Annotated in this window: 16 protein-coding genes; 4 read left to right on the top strand and 12 right to left on the bottom strand. The window is 72.0% G+C overall.

Annotation, left to right across the window (positions count from 1 at the left end; all coding sequences use genetic code 11):
• Positions 1-60 precede the first annotated feature (60 nt).
• Together ACFWU9_RS13520 and ACFWU9_RS13525 are read right to left on the bottom strand one after the other, a co-directional pair.
• Positions 61-483 carry a GtrA family protein gene (locus tag ACFWU9_RS13520; protein WP_384317568.1) on the bottom strand — a complete coding sequence of 141 codons (423 nt, stop codon included), beginning with the start codon at positions 481-483 and terminating at the stop codon, positions 61-63.
• A complete protein-coding gene (locus ACFWU9_RS13525) occupies positions 480-1,466 on the bottom strand; it encodes a glycosyltransferase family 2 protein (RefSeq protein ID WP_384317693.1) in 987 nt (328 codons plus the stop codon). Before ACFWU9_RS13525 ends, ACFWU9_RS13520 begins: the two co-directional genes overlap by 4 nt.
• Positions 1,467-1,590: 124 nt before the next feature.
• On the opposite strand from ACFWU9_RS13525, the gene ACFWU9_RS13530 reads away from it, so the two are divergent.
• A complete protein-coding gene (locus ACFWU9_RS13530) occupies positions 1,591-4,077 on the top strand; it encodes a YfhO family protein (RefSeq protein WP_384317571.1) in 2,487 nt (828 codons plus the stop codon).
• Here ACFWU9_RS13530 and ACFWU9_RS13535 read toward each other — a convergent pair.
• From ACFWU9_RS13535 to ACFWU9_RS13545, 3 genes are all read right to left on the bottom strand, one after another.
• The gene (locus tag ACFWU9_RS13535; RefSeq protein WP_384317574.1) at positions 4,021-5,589 is read right to left on the bottom strand and encodes a protein kinase; all 1,569 of its coding nucleotides are present in this window, start codon (positions 5,587-5,589) and stop codon (positions 4,021-4,023) included. The two genes, ACFWU9_RS13530 and ACFWU9_RS13535, sit on opposite strands and share 57 nt — an antisense overlap.
• The gene (locus tag ACFWU9_RS13540; protein ID WP_384317577.1) at positions 5,586-6,146 is read right to left on the bottom strand and encodes a hypothetical protein; all 561 of its coding nucleotides are present in this window, start codon (positions 6,144-6,146) and stop codon (positions 5,586-5,588) included. The genes ACFWU9_RS13535 and ACFWU9_RS13540 overlap by 4 nt, the downstream gene beginning before the upstream one ends.
• A gap of 488 nt (positions 6,147-6,634) precedes the next feature.
• Positions 6,635-8,044: a glycoside hydrolase family 6 protein gene (locus ACFWU9_RS13545; RefSeq protein WP_384317579.1), complete on the bottom strand. Its 1,410-nt coding sequence runs from the start codon at positions 8,042-8,044 to the stop codon at positions 6,635-6,637.
• A gap of 496 nt (positions 8,045-8,540) precedes the next feature.
• Here ACFWU9_RS13545 and ACFWU9_RS13550 point away from each other — a divergent pair, with 496 nt between their 5' ends.
• The gene (locus ACFWU9_RS13550; protein WP_384317582.1) at positions 8,541-9,488 is read left to right on the top strand and encodes a lytic polysaccharide monooxygenase; all 948 of its coding nucleotides are present in this window, start codon (positions 8,541-8,543) and stop codon (positions 9,486-9,488) included.
• Positions 9,489-9,593: 105 nt separating this feature from the next.
• Here the strand turns inward: ACFWU9_RS13550 and ACFWU9_RS13555 are convergent, their stop codons facing one another.
• Both ACFWU9_RS13555 and mfd read right to left on the bottom strand, forming a co-directional pair.
• On the bottom strand, positions 9,594-10,316 hold the full coding sequence (locus ACFWU9_RS13555) for an HNH endonuclease family protein (protein WP_384317696.1): 723 nt from the start codon (positions 10,314-10,316) through the stop codon (positions 9,594-9,596).
• Positions 10,317-10,372: 56 nt separating this feature from the next.
• The gene (mfd, locus tag ACFWU9_RS13560) at positions 10,373-13,924 is read right to left on the bottom strand and encodes a transcription-repair coupling factor (protein WP_384317585.1); all 3,552 of its coding nucleotides are present in this window, start codon (positions 13,922-13,924) and stop codon (positions 10,373-10,375) included.
• A 696-nt stretch (positions 13,925-14,620) separates the two neighbouring features.
• Here mfd and ACFWU9_RS13565 point away from each other — a divergent pair.
• Positions 14,621-15,601 carry a helix-turn-helix transcriptional regulator gene (locus ACFWU9_RS13565; RefSeq protein WP_384317699.1) on the top strand — a complete coding sequence of 327 codons (981 nt, stop codon included), beginning with the start codon at positions 14,621-14,623 and terminating at the stop codon, positions 15,599-15,601.
• Positions 15,602-15,681: 80 nt separating this feature from the next.
• Here ACFWU9_RS13565 and ACFWU9_RS13570 read toward each other — a convergent pair whose 3' ends face one another.
• Both ACFWU9_RS13570 and ACFWU9_RS13575 read right to left on the bottom strand, forming a co-directional pair.
• On the bottom strand, positions 15,682-15,963 hold the full coding sequence (locus ACFWU9_RS13570) for a hypothetical protein (RefSeq protein WP_384317587.1): 282 nt from the start codon (positions 15,961-15,963) through the stop codon (positions 15,682-15,684).
• A gap of 2 nt (positions 15,964-15,965) precedes the next feature.
• Entirely contained in the window at positions 15,966-17,294 is a 1,329-nt protein-coding gene (locus tag ACFWU9_RS13575) for an amidohydrolase (RefSeq protein ID WP_384317590.1), read from the bottom strand.
• A 212-nt stretch (positions 17,295-17,506) separates the two neighbouring features.
• Between ACFWU9_RS13575 and ACFWU9_RS13580 the strand changes: the two genes are divergently transcribed.
• Positions 17,507-17,683, top strand: coding sequence for a thiazolylpeptide-type bacteriocin (locus tag ACFWU9_RS13580; protein WP_189109547.1), 177 nt, complete (start codon positions 17,507-17,509; stop codon positions 17,681-17,683).
• 123 nt (positions 17,684-17,806) lie between these two features.
• Here the strand turns inward: ACFWU9_RS13580 and ACFWU9_RS13585 are convergent, their stop codons facing one another.
• The 3 genes from ACFWU9_RS13585 to ACFWU9_RS13595 are packed head-to-tail and all read right to left on the bottom strand — an operon-like array spanning position 17,807 to position 21,616.
• Entirely contained in the window at positions 17,807-19,822 is a 2,016-nt protein-coding gene (locus tag ACFWU9_RS13585; protein WP_384317593.1) for a TOMM precursor leader peptide-binding protein, read from the bottom strand.
• The gene (locus ACFWU9_RS13590) at positions 19,819-20,643 is read right to left on the bottom strand and encodes an ABC transporter permease (RefSeq protein ID WP_384317596.1); all 825 of its coding nucleotides are present in this window, start codon (positions 20,641-20,643) and stop codon (positions 19,819-19,821) included. Before ACFWU9_RS13590 ends, ACFWU9_RS13585 begins: the two co-directional genes overlap by 4 nt.
• Positions 20,644-20,689: 46 nt before the next feature.
• The gene (locus tag ACFWU9_RS13595; RefSeq protein ID WP_384317598.1) at positions 20,690-21,616 is read right to left on the bottom strand and encodes an ABC transporter ATP-binding protein; all 927 of its coding nucleotides are present in this window, start codon (positions 21,614-21,616) and stop codon (positions 20,690-20,692) included.
• Between the last annotated feature and the right edge of the window lie 16 nt (positions 21,617-21,632).

The following is a 21,632-nucleotide window of genomic DNA, read 5'->3' on the forward strand; positions in this document are numbered from 1 at the left end:
CCGGTCCTTTTACGAAAACTTCGCCCTCACCGGGAGGGATACGAGATCGCCCGCCCCGCCCTATCCCGGCCGGGGACCGGTCGACGCCGGCTCCGGCGCCGGCCGGTCCGCCGCGTCGGGGCGCAGCATGATCGTGCGGGAGACCACGAAGGTGATCGGGATCGCGGCGGCCGCGGCGACCAGGGGTGCGTAGGTGCTGCTGAATTCCATGACGTCGACGAGGAGATAGACGCCGCAGGTGGTGATGGTGAAGTTCGCCGCGTTGGTGAGCGGGAACAGCAGGAACTTCCGCCAGGTCGGCCGGGTCCGGTAGGTGAAGTGGGAGTTGAGGAAGAAGGAGCCGATCATGCTGAGCACGAACGCGATGACGTGCGCCGCGACATAGGGGAGCCAGTTCAGCAGCACCAGATAGCAGGCGTAGTACGAACCGGTGTTGACGACCCCGACGAGCGCGAATCTGATCAGCTGGCCCCGGACCCTCATGTGCCTACGAGCTCCTGCTCCTGGTCCGTCGTCGCACGTGCCCGGCGCGGCCGGTCCACGTCGGTCGCCGCCACCAGATAGTGGGGGCGCCGCTTCACCTCGTAGTAGATGCGGCCGACGTACTCGCCGACGACTCCCACCATCACCATCTGTACGCCCGACAGGGCGGTGACAGCCACCAGGAGTGTGACATAGCCGGGGGCGTCGACCCCGTTGACCATGGCGTCGACGACGATCCACGCCGCGTACAGGGAGGCGAGCGAGAGGAGCGCCAGCCCGAGGTAGAGCGCGGCGCGCAGGGGCTTGTTGTTGAAGGAGAGCATGCCGTCGAGCCCGTAGTTGAGCAGCTTCCCGAAGCTCCACTTGGAACGGCCCTGCTCACGGACCGCGTTCTCGTACTCGAAGGTGGTCGAGCGGAAGCCGACCCAGGCGAAGATCCCCTTGGAGAAGCGGTTGTACTCGGCGAGGCCGAGGACCGCGTCGACCGCGCGGCGGGAGAGGAGCCGGAAGTCCCCGACGCCGTCGACGAGTTCGACGTCGATGAGCCGGTTGATCAGCCGGTAGTAGGCGCGGGCGGCGAGGGTGCGGGTGACCCGGTCGCCCTTGCGCGTACGGCGGGCGATGACCTGCTCGTACCCCTCCTCGTGGAGGGCGAGCATGCGCCGGACCAGCTCCGGCGGGTGCTGGAGGTCCGCGTCCATGATGACGACGGCGTCGCCCTTCGCGTACTGGAGACCGGCCAGCATCGCCGCCTCCTTGCCGAAGTTACGGCTGAAGGAGACGTAACGGGCGCGGGCGTCGGCCGCGGCGAGCCTGTCCAATCGCTCCAGGGTCCCGTCCCGGCTTCCGTCGTCCACGTAGACCAACTCGAATTCATGCCCGAGTTCTGCTTCGAGCAGGGCGAGTTCATCGGTCACACGGTCGTGAAAGCGGTCGACGATCTCCTCTTCGTTGAAGCACGGGACCACTATTGAGATCAGCACCATAGAACGACAGCCCACAGGAATGTCACAGATGGATTCCCCTGGTGAATTACAAGCGGCCATCGAGTGAACTGAAGCGCTAACGCCCCTTATGTCGGGATCCACGCTGACATATTCGATCACTATGCCGATCCTGGAATCCGTACGTGGCCGGGCAGCCGCGTTCGCCGCGCTGATCACCCTGGCCACCGTCTCCGCCGGTGACGCGGCGGCCCGGAGCTTCCCCTTCGGCTCCGGCACGCGGAGCGTCAACGACCTGGGCAACCAGTTCGTCCCGTTCCACGCCAAGCTGTGGGACCTGCTGCACGGGCGCGGGGACGGCGGGCTGCTGCTCAACTGGCAGTCCGGGTACGGCACGGCCTTCCTGCCGGACCTGGGGACGTATCTGACCAGTCCGTTCGCCCTGCTGGTGGGGCTCTTCCCACGGGACCGGATCGATCTCGCCGTCTACGTCATCACCCTGCTGAAGATGGCGGCGGCGGGCGCGGCCATGGCCTGGCTGCTGCTCTCGACGGCCAGGAAACACCGCGACCCCACGCCCTGGTGGGTCGCCGGGGTGCTCGGTGCCACGTACGCGCTCTGCGGCTGGTCCGTCATCGAGGCCTCCTACAACCCGATGTGGCTCGACGGGCTCATCGCCTTCCCCCTGCTCTGCCTGGTCGGCGAGTGGGTGCGGGAGGGCCGCCGGCCGGTGCTCGGCCCGCTCGTCGTCGCCCTCGCCTGGATCGCCAACTTCTACACCGCGTACATGGCGACCCTCGGCGCCGCCCTCGTGCTCTGCGTCCAACTCCTGCTCGCCGACGGGACGGTGCGCGAGCGGCTGGGCGTCATGCTGCGCGGCACGGCCACCGTCCTGCTCGGCATCGGGCTCGCCGCGCCCGTGCTGCTGCCGGTGGTGAGGGGGACGGGGCACGCGTATCCCGGCTGGACGACGGAGTTCGAACCGGCGGGCTGGAGCGAGGTGTTCGCGCGGACGCTCCCCGCGACGTACGACTTCTTCACCCCCGCCGTCTTCCTCGGCGGCGGCGCCCTGCTGCTCGCCGTCGTGCTGCCGTTCAACCGCGCCGTTCCCCGGCGCGAACGGGTGGCGTGGGCCGGGCTCGCCGGCGGTGTCGCGCTGTCCTTGCAGTGGGGGCCGACGCATCTGCTGTGGCACGCCTTCGCGACGCCCAACGGCAGCCCGTTCCGGCAGACCTTCGTCCTCTCCGGGCTGCTGGTGATCGCGGCCTGGAAGTGTCTGGCGTACGGCTGGCCGGGCCGTCGCCCGCTGCTCGCCGGCACCGGCGTGCTGGTCGCGGTCGGCGCCCTCGCGGCCACCGACGCGCTGACCGGCCGCCGGGCCCTCGCGCTCTTCGTCTGCGGAGTGGCGGCGGCCGTGGCCGCGCTGCTGGTGGTACGGCTGCCCCGGCGCCGGTACGCGGTCCTCGCCGCGCTCCTGCTGGTGGGCGGGCTCGCGGGGCAGGCGGCGGCGACCACCGCGTACGCCGACCGCGCCAGGCTGGAGCGGCTCGACCACTACCCGGCGTGGGACGAGGCACACGACAGGCGCGCCGACGCGATCGCGGACGTGGACGGCTGGCCGCGCTACCGCACCGACCCGGGACGCACACAGATCACCGCGAACGACCCGATGCTGCTGGGCGGGCAGGGCTCCTCCTACTACAGCAGTCACACACCCGACGTGCTGACCCGGACGCTCGGCGCGCTCGGCGCCGGCTGGACGTCGAACGGGCGGGCGGTGCAGAGCCTGGACAGCCCGGTCGTGGACGCGGTGTTCGCGGTCGGCGCGCGCTTCCGTACGGAGGCGGACCCCGCCAACGGCGGGCAGGCGGGCGACGGGCCGCCGACGCTCAGCCGGGCGGACGTGCCGCCACTGGTGACCGTACGGCCGCCCGAGAGCACACCGCCGCGCTACGGACCCTCCCCCTTCCGCAACCAGGAGATGCTGCTCGGCTCGCGCGTCTACTCCGACCCCGTCGCCGGGTCCTGCCCGGCCGGCCGTGAGGTCTTCCTCTGGGCGCCCGACTACTTCGGCACCGCCCGGCTGGGCGACGGCGCGCCCGTCGCGCTGCGCGGCGACAAGCCCCGCTGGCGCGCGGCCGTGACCTCGCTCGGGACCGCCGAACGGGCGGGCGAGCGCGTCACGTTCGACCGCGAGGTGCCGGGCACGCGGACGCTGGCCTGTCTGGACCGGGGACGCCTCGACGCCGCCGTGGAGCGGATGAAGCGGACCGGCGCGGTCTCCGTGCGGGTCACGGACCACGGTGTACGGGCCCAACTGCCGCCCGGCAGCAGGGGAACGGCCGTCCTCGCCGCGCCCCGGATCGCCGGCTGGAGCTGTGCCGGCGAGCCCGCCGGCTCGTCGCTCGGCCTGGTCGCCGTCCCGCTGGACCCGGACGGCACGACCACGTCGGTCGAGTGCTCGTTCCGGCCGCCGGGGCTGCGCTCGGGCGCCGCCCTGGGAGGCCTGTCGCTGCTCGTGCTGGTCGCCGTCGGTGTGCTCTCGGTACGGAGGCGGCGCCGGGAGGGACCGGACTCGGGGACCGGGACGGGGCTATCCGCCCCGGGTGCCGCTCCCGAACCGCTGCCTGCGGTCGAGCCCGCGCCGTAGCTCGACGGGGAGCGGGTGGTGGAAGCCGTACACCCGCTCCGCGTCGTAGAGCAGATGCCGCAACTGCTGCTGCGCGCCCGAGTGGTCGCCCAGCGCCAGCAGCAGATTCCCGATGCGGTGTCTGATGTCGAAGACGCGTGACCGGTCGTCGCCCGGGCGCAGGGCACCTTCGTAGAAGGACAGCAGGGAGCGGTACTTGTCCAGCGCCGCGTGCGCCTCGCCGAGCTGTTCGAGGCAGAGCGCGATGTCGTAGCCGTACTGGAGCGTCTGCGGGTCGCCGGGGCCCGCCTCGGCCGCGCGGTCGTCGGCGAGACGGCGCAGTTCGGGCAGGGCGCGGCGGTACTGGCCGTCGTCCATCAGGGTCGTCGCGTACTGCTTGCGCAGGATGCGGACGACCGGTGAGCGTTCGCCGTGCTCGGCCGCGGCGGCGGGCAGGATGCCGCCGAGGATGTCCACGGCCTGGGTGATGCTGCCCTCGCCGAGGAGGCGCTTGGCCTCGTCGACGGCGGCGGCCACGTCGGGGCGCCGGCCCGGGACATGCTCCGGTCGCGGCGGTACGGGCGCCGGCGGAGGGGCGGTCGCGCGGTCGGGCCAGGGCGCGAGCGGGCGCAGGAAGGGGCGGGCCGGGCCGAGGGACGCGCCGGTGCCCGTGACACCCGGCGCGCCGACCACACCGCGCGTGGGAAGCAGCGGGGCGAGCGCCTCGTACACCTCCTGCGCGCCGTCGGGGCGGTGCTGCGGGTCCTTGGCGAGCAGCCGCAGGACCAGCGCCTCCAGTGCCTCGGGGACGTCCGGGCGGATCCGGCGGACCGGTACGGGCGGCTCGTACAGATGCCGGTGCAGGACGCCGAGGGCGGTCGTGCCGGGGAACGGCACGGTGCCGCTGAGGAGTTCGTGCAGGACCACACCGAGCGCGTAGAGGTCGGTGTACGGGCCGACGGCGCCGCCCATCACCTGCTCGGGGGCCATGTAGGCGGGGCTGCCGATGACGGAGCCGGTGTGGGTGAGTCGGGTGGTGTCGGTGTCGATGACGGAGGCCACGCCGAGGTCGAGCACGAGGACCGTGCCGTCGGGCTTGACCATCACGTTCCGCGGCTTGAGGTCGCGGTGCACGATCGGCACCGCGTGCACGGCGGCCAGCGCGGCGCACAGCTGGGCGGCGACGGACGCGGCCCACTGCCAGGGGTAGGGCGCGTGCGCGGTGAAGTGGGCGGCGAGGTCGGTGCCTTCGACGTACTGCATGACGAGATAGAGCTCGTCGCCGTCGCTGCCCGCGTCGTGCACGGTGACCAGACCGGGGTGGTCGACCTGGGCGGTGACCCGGCACTCGCGGACGAACCGGCGGCGCATGTCCTCGGCGGCGCTGTCGGCGGCCATCTTGTCGGGGCGCAGCAGTTTGACGGCGACGCGGCGGCCGAGGCGCTGGTCGTACGCCGTCCAGACCTGGCCCATGCCGCCCTGGCCGATGAGCGAGGCCATCTCGTAACGGTCCGCGACGACGCGGGCGTTCACCGTCTGTCGCCCTCGCCGCTGTCCCGGCGCAGCAGGTCGCTCAGCTCGTCCAGTTCGGCGCGGACCTGGTCGATCCGGGGCGGCGGCGTCGACGGGTTGGGGCCCCCCGGGGCGGGGGCGGGCGTCGCGGGGCCGGGCCCGGGGTACGGCTGGTGCCGGGGCTGCTGGGGGCCGGTCATCGGGCGGGTGGGACCGCCGTATCCGTAACCGGGGCCCGCGGGCGGCGGCTGGTACGGCGGCGCCGTGTGCGGCGGGTAGTAGCCCGCGTACGGCGCCGGGCCGACCTTGTAGTGCCTGAAGTCCGCGTACAGGTAGTAGGCGATGGCGGCGGTACCGGTCGACAGCATCCCGATCATGCCGATGTTGCCCTCGGGGCTGCTGAAGTCGTCGGTGTTGTCCTGCGCGAGATAGACGACCCACAGGATGTTGAGGGCCACGTTCCCCACGAACAGCCACCAGTTGAGGACCGTCCGGGTCACGACCGCCACCCGCAGCGTCGTCGCCCAGGCGAGGAAGCCACAGGTCAGCAGCGGCAACGCCACGAAGATCACTCGCATGAGGGCGAGCATCCCGGGCGAGGGTGTGGCGCTCGGCGGAGGCTGCGCTATTCCGGGGCCGTGCATGCTGCTCCTGACAGGCCGGTGGGGACGTCGGCGAAAGCGTATCGAGGGTATACAGCGGCACGGCCCGCCGAAGCCCCTCGTGCGAATCCCCCTGCCCCCCGTACCTGTCCCCATCGCTCAGATCCGGTGGCGCACCCGCACGTTGGGTCCGACGTGGACACCGTATCCGCGTGCGGCCTCCCGGCGCACGGGCTCGAACGCTCCGGGTACGCCGACGGGCCCGGGACGTCCGGCGAGGGTGGTGACGGGGAGGTCCACGCGGGCAGGCCAAGGGCCCGAGGCCCGGCGCCCCACCGCTTGTACGGCCTCCGGGACGGGGAGGCCGTCGGCTCGCGAAGGGGTGCGGGCCCGGTCGGAGACGGGGCCCGCACCCGCCCGCCCTCACGCGGCGACGCGGATGTCGCGACTGCTCGGGGCGTCGGTCAGAGCGCCGGGTAGGCGTTCCTCAGGAGCTCCTGGAACTGGGCCGGGAACCAGTGGCCGGAGAGCGGCGCGTCCGGCAGGGCGCCGGACATGTTGTTCCCGTTGAGGGCGTTACCGGTGTACGTCGGGTCGCACATCCGGTCGAAGCCCTTGCCCTCGTCGTTCGGGATCACCTTGCTGGCGCCGTCCGACTCACCCGGGGGCTTGACCCAGACGTATGCGTCGATACCGGGTGCCGGGGCCGCCTGGGGCCGTGCGCCGAGACCGGCGCCCTTCTGGTTGCACCAGTTGCCCAGGTGGATCCGGCGGTCGGTGCGGCCTCCGTTGACGTACGTGTCCGAGGTGGTCCTCGGGCCCGCGGCGGTCGGCCGGGCCGAGCCGCCCCAGCCGTTGCGGGAGGTGTCGATCAGCATGCCGACGTTCGAGGAGAAGCCTTCCTTCTGGACCTCGGTGCGGAACGCCTGGGCGAACGACTGCTCGTCGACGTAGCGGTTCCAGTCGATCCACTTGGACTTCTCGCGGATCGGGCCGTCGTTGGCGGTATCGCCGATCTTGAAGTACGGCTCGGTGGTGGCGCCGTAGTTCGCGGTGTTGGCGATGAAGCCGTGCACATTGGCCAGGGTGCTGCCCTCGGCCCTCGCGGCCTCGGCGATCTGCTTCGCGGAGGCGTTGAAGTTGTCGTCCCAGCCGATCCAGCCGTGGTGGCCCGCGTCGACGTAGTTGTAGGTGTTCGGGACCGCGCCCAGCTTGGCCAGCGCGTAGCCGACACCCTTGACGTAGTTTCCGTTCGCCTTCATCGTGTCGCAGTTCGGGACCGCGGTCGGGCGGGGCGAGACGTTGGTGACCAGGTTCGGCAGCGAGTCGATCTCGACGATGTTCACGATGCGCAGGTTGGCGTAGGCCGGCTTGGCCAGGATCGCCGCGATCGGGTCGATGTACTCGCTCTTGTACCTGGGGAGATCCGTCTGGCCGAGCTCGCCGTTCGAGGCGAGGGCGGAACAGTCTCGGCCGGGCAGGTTGTAGATGACCAGCTGGATCGTCTGCGCGCCCTGGCTGACGGCCCTGTTGAGATGGGCCTCCAGGCCCATTCCGCCGGCCACACCGTTGATCGCGGCGATGCGGTCGAGCCACACGGCGGTCGGCTGGTTGGAGATCCTGCTGCCGCCGGGCTCGGCCGCGGCCTTCGCGGACCACTCCGGGTTCACGTACACCTTGGCGCCCGCGTACGGGTTGTCCACGCGGGCGGCGGCCTTCGCGGGGGCGCCGGCCTTCGCGGAGGCTGAGGCGGGGGTGGTGGTGAGCTCGGTGACCGCGCCGCCGGTGAGCAGCAGCGCGCCGACGGCGAGTGCGACCGGACCGCGGCGGACTCGTCGTTCGGGTAAGGCGACTGAGGTGGTGTGGGGTGTCATGTGCGAACTACCTCCGGAGGATTTGGATCTTCATCCCTTGAGGGGAAGATGTGCGCTCTTGCCCGGTTCAGTTGCACGTTCTTAACGATGGGAGCGCTCCCATGGTCAATCTTTGACCTAGCCCTGTCAATGCTTCGACACGGGGGAAATCAGCAAGAAACGCGCCATCGAGCCCGGGACGACGGAACAAGCCAAGCTTTCAACAGACGCCGCGAGAGCATTTACTCCTCCACCCGCACGCGCTACGTTGCCGATGGGAGCGCTCCCACCAGCGCACTCCCATCAATCCCCCACCATCCGAGCCAGACCCTCTGTCAGGTTGACCGCCGGGTCCGGGACGACCCAGCACACGCAAGCGAACGCGCCTCACGGGCCTCTGCCCGGCTGCTCCGGCCTGCCCTCCTGGCCGGCTCCGGCAGCGCGGGACGACGCCCACGACAGGTCCCGGCCGATCGGTCAGCGCTCGAGAGAGAACCTCCACGAAGGAGACCACCTCATGGCCATCAACTCGGTCCGTGCCCGGCGCACGCTGGCCCTAGCCGGGGCCGCGGGCGTTGTCGCCGCGGTGCTGTCCGTGCCGTCCCCGGCATCGGCGCACGGCGTCAGCATCATGCCCGGCTCGCGGACCAACCTGTGCTACAAGGACCTGATCCAGAACGGCTCGACCCAGATGCCGTCCAACCCCGCCTGCGCCGCGGCGGTCCGGCAGAGCGGTACCAACCCGCTGTACAACTGGTTCGCCGTGCTGGACTCCAACGCCGGCGGCCGGGGCGCGGGTTACGTCCCGGACGGGAAGCTGTGCAGCGCGGGCGACAAGAGCCCGTACAACTTCTCCGCGTACAACGCGGTCCGCACCGACTGGCCGAAGACGCGTCTGACCTCGGGTGCGAACATCCAGCTCAAGTACAGCAACTGGGCCGCCCACCCGGGCAAGTTCGAGGTGTACCTCACCAAGAGCGGGTGGAGCCCGACCAAGGCCCTCGCGTGGGGCGACCTGGACCACCTCCAGACGGTGAGCAACCCGCCGCAGTCCGGTGGGGTGGGCACCGAGGGAGGCCACTACTACTGGAACCTCCAGTTACCGCAGCGGAGCGGTCAGCACATGCTCTTCGTCCACTGGATCCGCTCGGACAGCCAGGAGAACTTCTTCTCCTGCTCCGACGTCGTCTTCGACGGCGGCAGCGGTCAGGTCACGGGTCTCGCGGGCGGCGAGCGGTCGGCGGCCGAGGTCGAGGCGCTCGGGGCGGACTTCAAGAACACCGAGGCCGACCCGATCCACGCCGCCGGACACGCCGACCACGCGGCGGCCGGTGAGAAGCTGGCGGCCTCCGCCGAGGAGTCGGCCGTCGCCGTGCCCGCGGTGGTGGCGGGCCTGGGAGCGGTCGTCTTCGCCAGTGGCGCGATGGTCTTCAACCGGGGCCGCCGGGCCAGGCAGCACGGCTGATCCGACCCGGCGACGGGCCCCCGTCGCCGTCGACCGACCGGCGGCCACCCGCCCCGAGTCACGGCAGAGGACCCCGGCAGCGCACCGCCGGGGTCCTCCCGCCGTTCACCTCGCACCGCACTGCCGCAGCATCACCTGCCTGTCCGGGGCCGTCACCGGCATCTCGTACCTGAGGGCCACCTGCGCGAAGCGGACCGCGTAGGCGCACCTGATCCCTCTGTTCGGCGGCAGCCAGGAGGCCGGGCCCGAGTCGCCCTTGCCGCTGTTCGTCGGGCCGTCGACCGGCAGCAGGTTCAGGGGATCGTTCGCCAGCCGCTCGCGCTTGTCCTCGTTCCAGCGGGCCGCGCCGAGCTGCCAGCTGTAGGAGAGCGGCACCACGTGGTCTATCTGGACGGCCGTCGCCTCCCGCTTCTTCCACGCGATGTCCTTGCCGGTGTACGGGTCGCGCAGCGTCATCGAGACGATCACACAGTCGGAGCCGGACCGGAACTCGACGTCCTGGCCGTCGCGTCCCAGCAGGTCGTTACGGGTGTCACAGCCGTTGCGCGCGTACGGGACGCCGTCGGCCGTGTCCATCCACGCGTAGCCGAACTTCTCGCGGTCGTAACCGGTCCTCGGCCCGCGCCCCTTCACCTCCAGCGCGCCGATCACCTTGCGGGCCGCCGCCAGGTCCGCGTCCCCGGCGAGGGGCGCGAGACCGGGCGCGGTGCCGTCGGTGTTCCTGAGCGGGCTGGCCGCCCGCCCGTCCGGGGCGGCGCCGTCGGCGTCCGTGGTGTCGACGGCGTCGCACCCCGCGAGCAGCGAGGCGGCCAGGGCGACGACGAGCACGGGCCGTACGGGACGCGGGCGGATACTTCCTGCGGGGATCACACGGTTCGCGAGGGTCACGACCCCAGGATCGTCGTCAGGAACTCCCCCGTCCACGACAGCAGTTCACGTCCGACCACCGGCTTGCCGCCGATCCTGCCCGCCGTCGGGCGCGGCACGAGGATCTGATGGGCCGTCGGCTTGATCACCGTACGGGGGTGGAGGCGCTTGAGCCGCAGCTCCTGCGACTCCCTCAACTCCACCGGCGCGAAGCGGATGTTGGAGCCCTGGAGGACGATCTCGCCGACCCCGCAGGCACGGGCCAGCATCCGCAGCCCGGCCACCAGGAGCAGGTTCTCGACCGGTTCGGGGAGCTTGCCGTAGCGGTCGTGGAGTTCCTCGCGTACGGCGGCGATGTCGGCCTCCGAGTTGGCGGAGGCGATCGCGCGGTAGGCCTGGAGCCTCAGCCGCTCGCCGGGCGCGTAGTCGTGCGGGACGTGCGCGTCGACCGGCAGCTCGATCTTGACCTCCAGCGGCGGCTCCTCCTGCACCGTGCCGTCGACCGCGGCGCGGTAGTCCGCGACGGCCTCGCCGACCATCCGTACGTACAGGTCGAAACCGACGCCCGCGATATGGCCGGACTGCTCGCCGCCGAGCAGGTTGCCCGCGCCGCGGATCTCCAGGTCCTTCATCGCGACGTACATGCCGGCGCCCATCTCGGTGTGCTGGGCGATCGTCGCCAGACGCTCGTGCGCGGTCTCGGTCAGCGGCTTCTCCGGCGGGTAGAGGAAGTAGGCGTAGCCGCGCTCGCGGCCCCGGCCCACCCGTCCGCGCAGCTGGTGCAGCTGGGAGAGGCCGAAGTTGTCGCCGCGCTCGACCACGAGGGTGTTGGCGTTGGCGATGTCGATGCCGGACTCCACGATCGTGGTGGAGACGAGGACGTCGAACTTCTTCTCCCAGAAGTCCACCACGACCTGTTCCAGGGCCTGTTCGGACATCTGGCCGTGCGCGGTCGCGATCCGCGCCTCGGGGACGATCTGGCGCAGCCGCGCGGTGGCGCGGTCGATGGACTCGACCCGGTTGTGGATGTAGAAGACCTGGCCCTCGCGGAGCAGTTCACGCCGGATGGCCGCGCCGATCTGCTTCTCCTCGTACGGGCCGACGAAGGTCAGCACCGGGTGCCGCTCCTCGGGCGGGGTGGTGATGGTCGACATCTCGCGGATGCCGGTCACCGCCATCTCCAGGGTGCGCGGGATCGGCGTCGCGGACATGGTCAGCACGTCGACGTTGGCGCGGAGCTTCTTCAGCTGCTCCTTGTGCTCGACGCCGAAGCGCTGCTCCTCGTCCACGATGACCAGGCCCAGGTCCTTGAACCTCGTCTCGGAGGAGAAGAGGCGGTGTGTGCCGATGACGATGTCGACCGACCCCTCCCGGAGCCCTTCGAGGGTCGCCTTCGCCTCGGTGTCGCTCTGGAAGCGGGACAGCGCCTTCACGGAGACGGGGAACTGCGCGTACCGCTCGGAGAAGGTGCCGAAGTGCTGCTGCACGAGCAGTGTCGTGGGAACGAGGACGGCGACCTGCTTGCCGTCCTGGACGGCCTTGAAGGCCGCGCGCACGGCGATCTCCGTCTTGCCGTAGCCGACGTCGCCGCAGACCAGCCGGTCCATCGGGACCGTCTTCTCCATGTCCTCCTTGACCTCGGCGATGGTGGAGAGCTGGTCGGGCGTCTCCACGTAAGGGAACGCGTCCTCCAGCTCCCGCTGCCAGGGCGTGTCCGCGCCGAAGGCGTGGCCGGGCGCCGCCATCCGCGCCGAGTAGAGCTTGATCAGGTCGGCGGCGATCTCCTTGACCGCCTTCTTGGCGCGCTGCTTGGTCTTCGTCCAGTCGGCGCCGCCGAGGCGGTGCAGGGTGGGGGCCTCGCCGCCGACGTACTTGGTGACCTGTTCGAGCTGGTCGGTGGGGATGTAGAGGCGGTCGCCGGGCTGACCGCGCTTGGCGGGGGCGTACTCGACGAGCAGATACTCGCGGGTCGCGCCCTGCACGGTGCGCTGCACCATCTCCACGTAGCGGCCGACGCCGTGCTGCTCGTGGACGATGTAGTCGCCCGTCTCCAGGGTGAGCGGGTCGATCGTCTTGCGGCGCTTGGTCGGCATCCGTACGCCGTCCTTGCCCGCCGCCTTCTGGCCGGAGAGGTCGGTCTCGGTGAGGACGGCGAGCCTGAGCGCCGGGTCGACGAAGCCGTAGTCGATCGAGCCGCACGCGACGTGCACGAGGGCCGGCGAGATCTCGCCCAGGCCCTTGCCGCCGTGTGCCTCGGGGGTGTCGAGCCGGGCGGGGATGCCCTCGCCGCCGAGCACCTCGACGGTACGGGCCGCGGTGCCGTGGCCCTCGGTGACATAGACGGTGCGCCAGCCGTCGGCGAGCCAGCCCTTGGTGTCGGCGAGGGCGCGTGCGGTGTCGCCGCGGTACGTCTCCGGGGCGCGCATGCCCAGCTTGAGGGTGTCCTCCGACAGCTCCTCGTCGGCGGCGAACGGCGCCACCGACCACCACATCATCCCCAGCTCACGGGCCCGGTCCCGGACGTCCGCGATGCCCCAGAGCGAGGCCGCGCCGACGTCGATGGGCGCCTCGCCGCCACCGGCTCCGGCAGCCCAGGACGCCTGGAGGAACTCCTGGCTGGTGGCGACCAGGTCGGCGGCCCTGGTGCGGACCCGCTCGGGGTCGCAGACCAGGGTCATCGCGCCGGCGGGCAGGACGTCGAGCAGCAGCTCCATGTCGTCGACGAGGACCGGTGCCAGGGCCTCCATGCCCTCCACCGCGATGCCCTCCGAGATCTTGCCTAGCATCTCGCCCAGCTCGGGGTGGACCTCGGCGAGGGCGGCGGCCCGCTCCCGTACCTGCGGTGTGAGCAGCAGCTCACGGCAGGGGGGCGCCCACAGTCCGTGTTCGGCGACTTCGAGGGACCGCTGGTCGGCGACCTTGAAGTAGCGGATCTCCTCGATGTCGTCGCCCCAGAACTCCACCCGCAGGGGGTGCTCCTCGGTGGGCGGGAAGACGTCCAGGATGCCGCCCCGTACGGCGAACTCGCCGCGCTTCTCGACCAGTTCGACGCGGGCGTACGCGGCGGCCGACAGCGCCTCGGTCACCTCGTTCAGATCCGCGGTGCCGCCGCTGCGCAGCGAGACGGGCACCAGCTCGCCGAGGCCCTTGACCTGCGGCTGGAGCACGGAGCGGATCGGGGCGACGACGACGGAGACCGGTCCGGCGCCGGGGTCGTCCGCGCGCGGGTGGGCGAGCCGGCGCAGCACCGCGAGCCGGCGCCCGACGGTGTCGCTGCGGGGCGACAGGCGCTCGTGCGGCAGCGTCTCCCAGGACGGGAACTCCGCGACGGAGTCGGCGGGCAGCAGCGACCGCAGCGCGGCGGCGAGGTCCTCGGCCTCCCGGCCGGTCGCGGTGACGGCGAGCACGGGCCGACCCGCGTCGCGGGCGAGCGCGGCGACCGCGAAGGGCCGGGCCGCGGGCGGCCCGACCAGATCGACGTGATGGCGGTGCCCGTCGGCGGCGGCGCTGACCGCTTCGGCCAGCGCCGGGTCTCGTACAACGGCGTCGAGCAGACCGTGCAGGCTCATGAAGGGGGTTTCCGTCCGGATCCGGGGGTGAGGCGGGGGCTCTGTCACCGACGCGGGGCGCGGTGGCGCGCAACGCGAAGGACCCGACACGTCTCACGGGCCGGGGGCTCCCAGCGTACGACCCTGGAGGGACGGCTGCCGCGCGGGAGGGTGCGGGGGCTCCCGGGGCGTGGCTGTCGGACACGGCGAGGCTCATTCTGTCACTGTCCGTGACCCGCCCTGCGGGAGCGTGATCGGCCGCGGGCACCGTGCCGCGCCCTTCGCCGAGACGGCGGTGGCGCCGGATCCCGCCAGGCCGGCATTCCCGTCGTCGGAAGGTGATCCTCCGCCGATGCGTGCGGGTTACCGGCGTTTACTCCATGTACTACGCGGATTTCATCGGGGAGACTGCCGAGGACCGGACACCGGGAACCCGCGTACGGCCGCGACGCCCCTGCGCGGTCCGGCGCGCCGGACAGGCGGAGCCCGGTCGCGTCACACCCGGTTCACCCACATCTACCGCGCAGTTCCCCGCAAGATCAGTTACAGAGTCATGGGATTGCCTTTACTCTCTCCTGGGTCCCCCGGGCCGCGGAGCGAGTCCGGTGGGCAGTCCCTCTCGCTACGCCGCACCACACCGACCACACCGACACCCCCACCCCACTCCTCGGCGTGAACCGATCAAGTTGCGGAGGCCAAGTCTTGGGCGACAACGAGATGTCCGTCTTCGGCGTCACTCCCACCGAGGAAGAGATCTACCGCCATTTCCTCCGTAACCCGGACACCCCGGCGGACGACATCCATCTGCTGGTCCACACCGAACAGGACGACGCGAGACGCAGCCTCGACCGGCTTCGGGAGCTGGGTCTGCTGCACCCCGACAGCGATCACCACCGGGTCTCGCCCGCCGACCCCGGGGTGGCGCTGGCGCGGCTGACCGACGCGCGGCTCAACGCGCTCCACGAGGAGTTGCGCCTGGTGATGCAGGCGCGTGACCTGGTGGAGGGGCTACGCGCGGAACAGGGTTCCCGGCTGCTCCCGGTGCAGGGCATCGAGCAGTTGGAGGGTCTGACGGAGATACGGAACCGGATCGACGATCTCGCCTTCTTCGCGCGCGACGAGATCCTGTCCGTGGAGCCGTACACGAAGCTCTCGCCGGAGAACATCAAGCGCTCCCGCCCGCTGGACCTGCGATGTCTGCGGCGCGGGGTGGGCATCCGCAACGTCGTGCACACCGCCGCGCTGGACGACCAGCCGACCTACGACTATCTGCGCGAGCTGGTCGGACGCGGGGCGCAGATCCGGGTCGCGGAGAACATCACCGAGCGGATCCTGGTGTACGACGGCCGTACGGCCCTGGTGCCGGTCGATCCGCAGAACACCTCACGCGGGGCGCTGCTGGCCCACAAGAGCGGGCTCGTCGCCAACATCATCGCGCTGTTCGAGAAGATCTGGGCGCAGGCGGACGATCTGGTGGCCGTCGAGGAGGAGACCGCCGAGGCGGCGGGCGGGCTCAGCGAGATGGAGCAGCAGGTGCTGATCTCGATGTGCTCGGTGGGCAAGGACGAGGCGGGCGCCCGGGACCTCGGCATCTCGGTCCGTACGTACCGAAGACATGTGGCGGACCTGCTCCAGGCCCTCGGCGCCGCGAGCCGCGCGCAGGCCGCGCTGCTGGCCCGCGAACGGGGCTGGATCTGAACGGGATCCGGGCGGACCGGCGGGGAGAAGCCCAGGGCCGAGCCCGGGTGAAAGACAGCTGACGATCCGTCAGGCGAGTGTCAGGGCTGTTCCGTCCAGCCCCGCAGCGCCGAGTCCGCCAGGACCTCCCGGACCGTGCGGCGGATGTCGGTGTCGCTGGTGCCGCGCTCGCGCTCGATCCACAGCCGCACCCGGTCCCCGGTGACCTCGGGGACGCATCTCCAGTGCGGCGGCAGCAGACCGACCAGGCGGACGGCCGTCGTCTCGGCGGCCGGGGCCGTGCTGTCCTCGCGGACCGTCACCACCTCCACGTACCGGGCGACGTCCTCGATGTCCGTGAACCCGTGCCACTGCGCCGTCATCGTCAACGCGTCTCCTTGAACAGCTGCCTGGCGGCCGTCGCCATGGCCGCGATGCCGGCGGGCAGGGCGGTCCGTACGTCGGGGGCGAACTCCGCCGAGTGGTTGGGCGGTACCGGCCGGCCGCCCGAGCGTGCGGCACGCCACTGGCCCGGGGAAGCCGTACCGACCATCCAGTATGCCGTCCGCACACCACCGACCGCGAAGCGGGGGAAGTCCTCGGCCGCCATCGAGCCGGGCCAGTCCGCCACCCGGTGCGGGCCGAACTCCCGCTCGTGGGCCGCCCGTACGCTCGCGGTCGCCGCCGGATCGGGCAGCAGCGCCGGTGAGCGGGAGACGAGCGTGATGTCGGGGTCCCTGGGACAGCCGGAGGCCGCGCACTCGGCCCGTACGATCCGCCCGGCCGCCGACAGGGCCCGTTCCAGGGCGTGGTCGGTGGCCGCGCGGACAGTGATGCTCAGCTCCGCGTCGTCGGGGACGACGTTGCCGCGCCGGCCCGCGCGCAACGAGCCGACGGTCAGGACGACCTGGTCCGCGGGCGCGGTCTCGCGGGAGACCACCGTCTGGAGGCGCATGACGGTGGCGGCGGCGGTCACCACGGGGTCGACGGTGAGCTGCGGGCTGCCGGCGTGGCCGCCGTAGCCGTGGACGACGACGTCCAGCGCGGCGCTCGCGGCCATCATCGGGCCCCGGCCGTGCGCGAGGATTCCGGCCGGCAGGGGGGCGGTGTGCTGGGCGAGGACGGTGTCGGGGGTGCCGAACCGTTCGTAGAGACCGTCGGCGAGCATCGCCGCCGCCCCCTCCAGGGTCTCCTCGGCGGGCTGGCCGAGGGCCAGGAGGGTGCCCCGCCAGGAGTCCGGCTCCCGCGCGAGCAGGGCGAACGCGCCCGCGACGGAGGCGAGATGGAGGTCATGGCCGCAGGCGTGCATGGTGCCGGGGACGGTACTCGCGTACGCCAGGCCGGTGCGCTCGTCGACGGGCAGGGCGTCCAGCTCCGCCCGGAGCATGAGCGTGGGGCCCTCGCCGTTGCGCAGGACACCGACGACGCCGTGGCCCCCGACGCCGCGCGTGACGGTGGCGCCGTCCGCCTCCAGCCGGGCGGCGAAGCGCTCGGCGGTCCCGGCCTCGGCGCCGGACAGCTCGGGGTGGGCGTGCAGTTCGAGATAGAGCCCGAGTGCGTCCCGCAGCGTGTCGCGCGGTACGGCGGTGGACCCGGCGGCCGGGGACGGCGAGGGGGCCCGGGGCGGCGGGGCGACCGGGGAGGGGGGATCGGGCGTGGGCGGGGGATCGGGCGTGGGCGCCGGGGATGTGCCGTCGTGCGGCGCGTCGGTCATGCGCCTTCACCTCCTTGATTTGAGCGTTTCTTGAGGTACGAGCGTGCGGCAGGCCAGGCGCAGCGGAAGGCACATTCCACTGACACCTGGTGTCAGCGGGGTGACAGCGAAAGCCGGGCCGAACTGACAGCGGGCGGCGGTGGAATGGGGCCATCGCAAGGGAGCGCCGCCGGAGAAGCCGGTGAAGCCCCGGTGACCGAAGGAGAACCCCCATGGCCCCGAAGACCGGTCTCGCCACCCTCGCCGACGAGATCCTGGAGCTCGAGTCGGAGACCTTCGAGATCTCGGACTACTCGGACGCGGTCGAGGTCGTCCTCGCCGGTTCCACGTCGTCCTCCTCGACGTCGACCTGCTCCAGCACCACCAGCACCACCTCCTGCTCCGCCTGATCCGGCTGCGCAGCGAGCGACCGGCCCCTCCACCCGTACCGGGTGAGGGGCCGGTCGTCGTGGTGCGCGGCGGACCGCCCGGGGACCCGCCCGGGGGACGCCCCCGGACAGGTCCCGGAGGAGTCACGGGAACGGATGCGGAACCGCCTTGATCTCCCGCTCCGGCAGGTCGTCCCCGCGCCGCCCGGCCGCCCGCAGCGCCGTGCGCAGTCTGGGCATCAGCAGGGCGCGCTGCCGCGTCCAGCCGAAGTCCAGCGGCAGCAGACCGGGCACGGTCGTACTGACCGTGTGCAGCCCCATCCGCCGCTGCTCCGGCGTCGTCTGGTCGACGGCGATCACATCGTGGCCGGCACTCGCCAACTCGTCGCGCAGCAGCCGCAGATCGTCCAGCAGATCACCGGTGCGCGGCCGGAGGGGTGCCCAGTCGGCGTACGTCTCCCGAAGCGGAAGCACGTCGGTCGGCTCCAGGTACTCGCGCGCGTGGTGCGTCATCTCCGGCAGGCCGTACAGCTGCGCGTGGTCCTTGAGGTGCAGGACCTTGCGGTAGTCGGCCGCCATCTCGCGCAGCTCGCCCTCGCGTTCGGCGACCTGGTAGGGCAGATGCGGGATGTAGGTGAGGACCTCGGAGAGGGCCGCGTCGACGGTGCCCTCCGGGTCGAAGCCGGCGGCGGCGCTGAAGGAGAGCGTGCCGAGGCCGCCGTCCCCGCGCACCGCGAGGGCCGTGACCACGGGCACCGCGAGATCCATCCGGGTGTCGAAGGCGTGCACGTCGTAGCCGTGCAGCGCGGCCCGGTCGAGCATGGTGCGGATCGCACCGCCCCGGCACGATCCGAGGTCGATCTCGGTGAGCCGGGCGCGGCCGTACCAGGCGAGCAGGAACGCGTCGCGTTCGATCAGCTCCAGCAGCCCGAAGAGGATCGCCTCCTCCAGACTCCCGCCGGTGGCACAGCCGTTGGAGCACTCGAAGACGAAGTTGTCCGCGTCGACACCCGCGCTGTAGTGCGCCAGGCGCGCCGGGACGAGGATGGGCCGCTCGTCGCGCAGCGAGTGGCCCCACACCCAGGGGATGGGCCGGTCCGGGTCGAACGGGCTGACCAGATGGTCCTTCTCGTACGTGGCGTCCGCGTAGAAGCCGCAGTCGGCCGGGTTCAGGGCGTCGAGGGCGAGATTGTTGTACGAGTCGACGACCGGGCCGGTGCCACGGCGCCGGTGGGTGCCCGCGTAGCGTTCGAGTCCCTCCAGATAGGCCAGGGTCCGGCTGGTGGAGTAGCTGTTGGCCTGGCCGCTCCAGGTGACGTCGTTGAGTCCGGCGTAGCCGCGTACGAAGTGGGTGCCGGCGACGGGTGCCGTGGTCGTGGAGGCCGGGTTGATCCAGGTGTCCGAACCGAGCGCGCCGCAGACGGGGTTGGCGAGCGCGGCCGTCGGCAGCGGGTACGCGTCGAGGGGGCGCAGCCGGTAGCCGGTGGGGTCCGGTTTGGGCTGGGCGGTCAGCCGCATGCGTGCCGCGTTCGCGGTGTCGGGGCGCTCGGGGACGCAGGAGGGGCAGAGCGGTTCGGGCAGCAGCGGGAAGGTCGCGGTGGCGAGGGTGCCGAGGTCGACCCGGGTGACCTGCGGCAGCTCGCGGTCGGCCTCGGTGGTGGCGGGCGGGGTGAACTCCCCCGTACGGACGGCGAGATAGGCCGCCCAGACCGCGTCCAGGGCGTAGTCGGTGAGCAGCGGCCAGTCGGCGGCGCCGTGCGGTTCGTGGCCCAGCTCCAGCGCCTCCCGTTCGGAGCGGCTGCGCAGCCGCTGCCAGCGCATGGCGAGGCACTGGCCGCAGGCGGCCCCGGTGCCGCCGCCGAAGGGTCCGACGAGGGCGGCCCGGGAGGTGAGCTGGACGGTGGCGGCCGGGCGCACGGCGGCGTACGGGTCGGGGTGCCCGAAACCGAGGACGTCGGCGCCGCCGAGGGGGACCACGAGCGGGGCGGGCACGTCGGCCGTGCGCGGGCGCCCGGCCTCGTACCGTACGGTCAGGGCCTGTTGGAGACGGGCGCGGCCCCGCTCCAGGGGTGTGCCGTCGGCGACGGCGAGGCCCGGCACCCGGTCCGCCGTCTCGGCACCGGTCACCGCACCGGTCGCTCCCGCTGTCCCGGTCGTCATGACTGGTCGCTCCAGCGGAAGGTCTTCAGCGCGATCGCGCCGAAGACGACGGCGAAGGCGGTGATGCCTCCGCAGGCCACCAGGATGTCCCCACCGCCGCCGTCACCGGTGACGGCGGCCGAGATGCCGTCGTTGAAGTAGCGCAGCGGCAGCACGAGGGAGATGTCCTGCATCCAGCCCGGCATGGCGTCCAGCGGGAAGAACGACCCGGACAGGAACGCCATCGGCACCATCAGGCAGTTGGCGACGGCGGCGACGGCCTCGGGTGTCCTCGCGTACGAGCCGACGATCACGCCGACCGCGAGGAACGCGGTGATGCCGAGGAACAGCACGGGCAGTGCGAGCGGCCAGCTCCCGGCCGGTTCGAGGCCGAAGAACGGCAGCATGGCGACGAGGACGAACATCGCGGCCTGCGTGGTGCCGATGGCCAGCGCCAGCACGTAGCGCGAACCGAGGATCGTGGGCAGCGGCGTCGGCGTCATCCGGATCAGCCGCAGGATGTCGTCGCGGCGCCACTGCATGATGACGAACCCGACGCCGAAGACGGCGGCGTTGGCGACACCCCACGACAGCACGCCGGGCGCGATGTAGTTGATGTAGGGGCGTCCGCTCTCCTCGACGGTCATGCCGTGGAAGATCAGCCCGAAGACGACCAGGAAGAGGAGGGGGAAGGCGAAGGTGAAGAAGAGCGTGGTCCGGTCGCGCGTGTAGGCCCGGTGACCGGCACGGGTCAGCGCGGCGTAGGCGCTCGTGGCGCGTGCGGGTGTCGTGGGCGTGGGGGGCGAGGTGGGCGGGGTGCCCGATGCGCTCGTGGTGCTCATGGTCGTTGCTCCGTCTCTTGGTTCTCGGTCGCGCGTCGGGCGTCGGCTACGACTGGGCGCTGCCGGTCAGTTCGAGGTACACGTCCTCCAGGCTGGCGGTGCGTGTCTGTACGCCGTGCAGTCCGGCGAGGGCGTCGACGGCCGACAGCACCGGGCCCGGGTCCTCGGTCTCCAGCACGATCGAGTCACCGTCCTCGGTGGCCCGCAGCACCCCGGGGATGGCCTGCGCGTCGGTAAGCGGGAGCCGGTCGGCGGGGACGAGCAGACGGGTGAGGGAGCTGCTGGCGGCGACGAGCCTGCCCGGGGTGTCCAGGGCGACGATCCGGCCGTCGACGACGATCGCGACCCGGTCGCAGAGCGCCTCGGCCTCGTCCAGGTGGTGGGTGGTGTAGACGATGGTCCGGCCCGCCCCCTTGAGGGCGCGCAGCACCTGCCACAGCGCGCGGCGCGCCTGTGGGTCGAGTGCGGCGGTCGGCTCGTCGAGGAAGATCAGTTCGGGGTCGTGGACGAGCGCGGACGCGATGGCCAGGCGCTGGCGCTGTCCGCCGGAGAGGTCGTCGACGCGTACGTCGCGCTGTTCGGTGAGGCCGACGGCGGCGAGGCCCCGCCGGGCCGCCTCCCGGTCCGCCCCGTAGAGCGCGGCGACCGTCTCCAGGTGCTCGCTCGCCGTGAGCCGGACGAAGAAGGCCGACGCCTGGGTCTGCACGCCGAGCCGGGGCAGCAGTTCGGGGTCGCGCGGCCAGGGCCGGCGGCCGAGGACGGTCACCGAGCCCGAGTCGGGGCGGCGCAGACCCTCCATGATCTCGACCAGCGTCGTCTTGCCGGCGCCGTTGGGGCCGAGCAGACCGAAGAACTCGCCGCGCGGGACCGTCAGCGAGACGCCGTCGACCGCCCGCTTCTCCCCGTACCGCTTGTGGATCGTGTCGAGGACGACGGCGGGGCCGCCGTCGCTGCCGGTGGATGTGGGGGTCATGCGGGTCTCCTTGAGA

Origin of the sequence: Streptomyces sp. NPDC058653, assembly GCF_042716895.1 — a bacterium.
GTDB lineage: Bacteria > Actinomycetota > Actinomycetes > Streptomycetales > Streptomycetaceae > Streptomyces.

Bases quoted from the DNA above. Each gene is read 5' to 3' on its own strand.
- ACFWU9_RS13520 (WP_384317568.1), bottom strand. From the start codon at position 483: ATGAGGGTCCGGGGCCAGCTGATCAGATTCGCGCTCGTCGGGGTCGTC.
- ACFWU9_RS13530 (WP_384317571.1), top strand. From the start codon at position 1,591: ATGCCGATCCTGGAATCCGTACGTGGCCGGGCAGCCGCGTTCGCCGCG.
- ACFWU9_RS13540 (WP_384317577.1), bottom strand. From the start codon at position 6,146: ATGCGAGTGATCTTCGTGGCGTTGCCGCTGCTGACCTGTGGCTTCCTC.
- ACFWU9_RS13545 (WP_384317579.1), bottom strand. From the start codon at position 8,044: ATGACACCCCACACCACCTCAGTCGCCTTACCCGAACGACGAGTCCGC.
- ACFWU9_RS13550 (WP_384317582.1), top strand. From the start codon at position 8,541: ATGGCCATCAACTCGGTCCGTGCCCGGCGCACGCTGGCCCTAGCCGGG.
- mfd (WP_384317585.1), bottom strand. From the start codon at position 13,924: ATGAGCCTGCACGGTCTGCTCGACGCCGTTGTACGAGACCCGGCGCTG.
- ACFWU9_RS13565 (WP_384317699.1), top strand. From the start codon at position 14,621: ATGTCCGTCTTCGGCGTCACTCCCACCGAGGAAGAGATCTACCGCCAT.
- ACFWU9_RS13570 (WP_384317587.1), bottom strand. From the start codon at position 15,963: ATGACGGCGCAGTGGCACGGGTTCACGGACATCGAGGACGTCGCCCGG.
- ACFWU9_RS13575 (WP_384317590.1), bottom strand. From the start codon at position 17,294: ATGACCGACGCGCCGCACGACGGCACATCCCCGGCGCCCACGCCCGAT.
- ACFWU9_RS13580 (WP_189109547.1), top strand. From the start codon at position 17,507: ATGGCCCCGAAGACCGGTCTCGCCACCCTCGCCGACGAGATCCTGGAG.
- ACFWU9_RS13585 (WP_384317593.1), bottom strand. From the start codon at position 19,822: ATGACGACCGGGACAGCGGGAGCGACCGGTGCGGTGACCGGTGCCGAG.
- ACFWU9_RS13590 (WP_384317596.1), bottom strand. From the start codon at position 20,643: ATGAGCACCACGAGCGCATCGGGCACCCCGCCCACCTCGCCCCCCACG.
- ACFWU9_RS13595 (WP_384317598.1), bottom strand. From the start codon at position 21,616: ATGACCCCCACATCCACCGGCAGCGACGGCGGCCCCGCCGTCGTCCTC.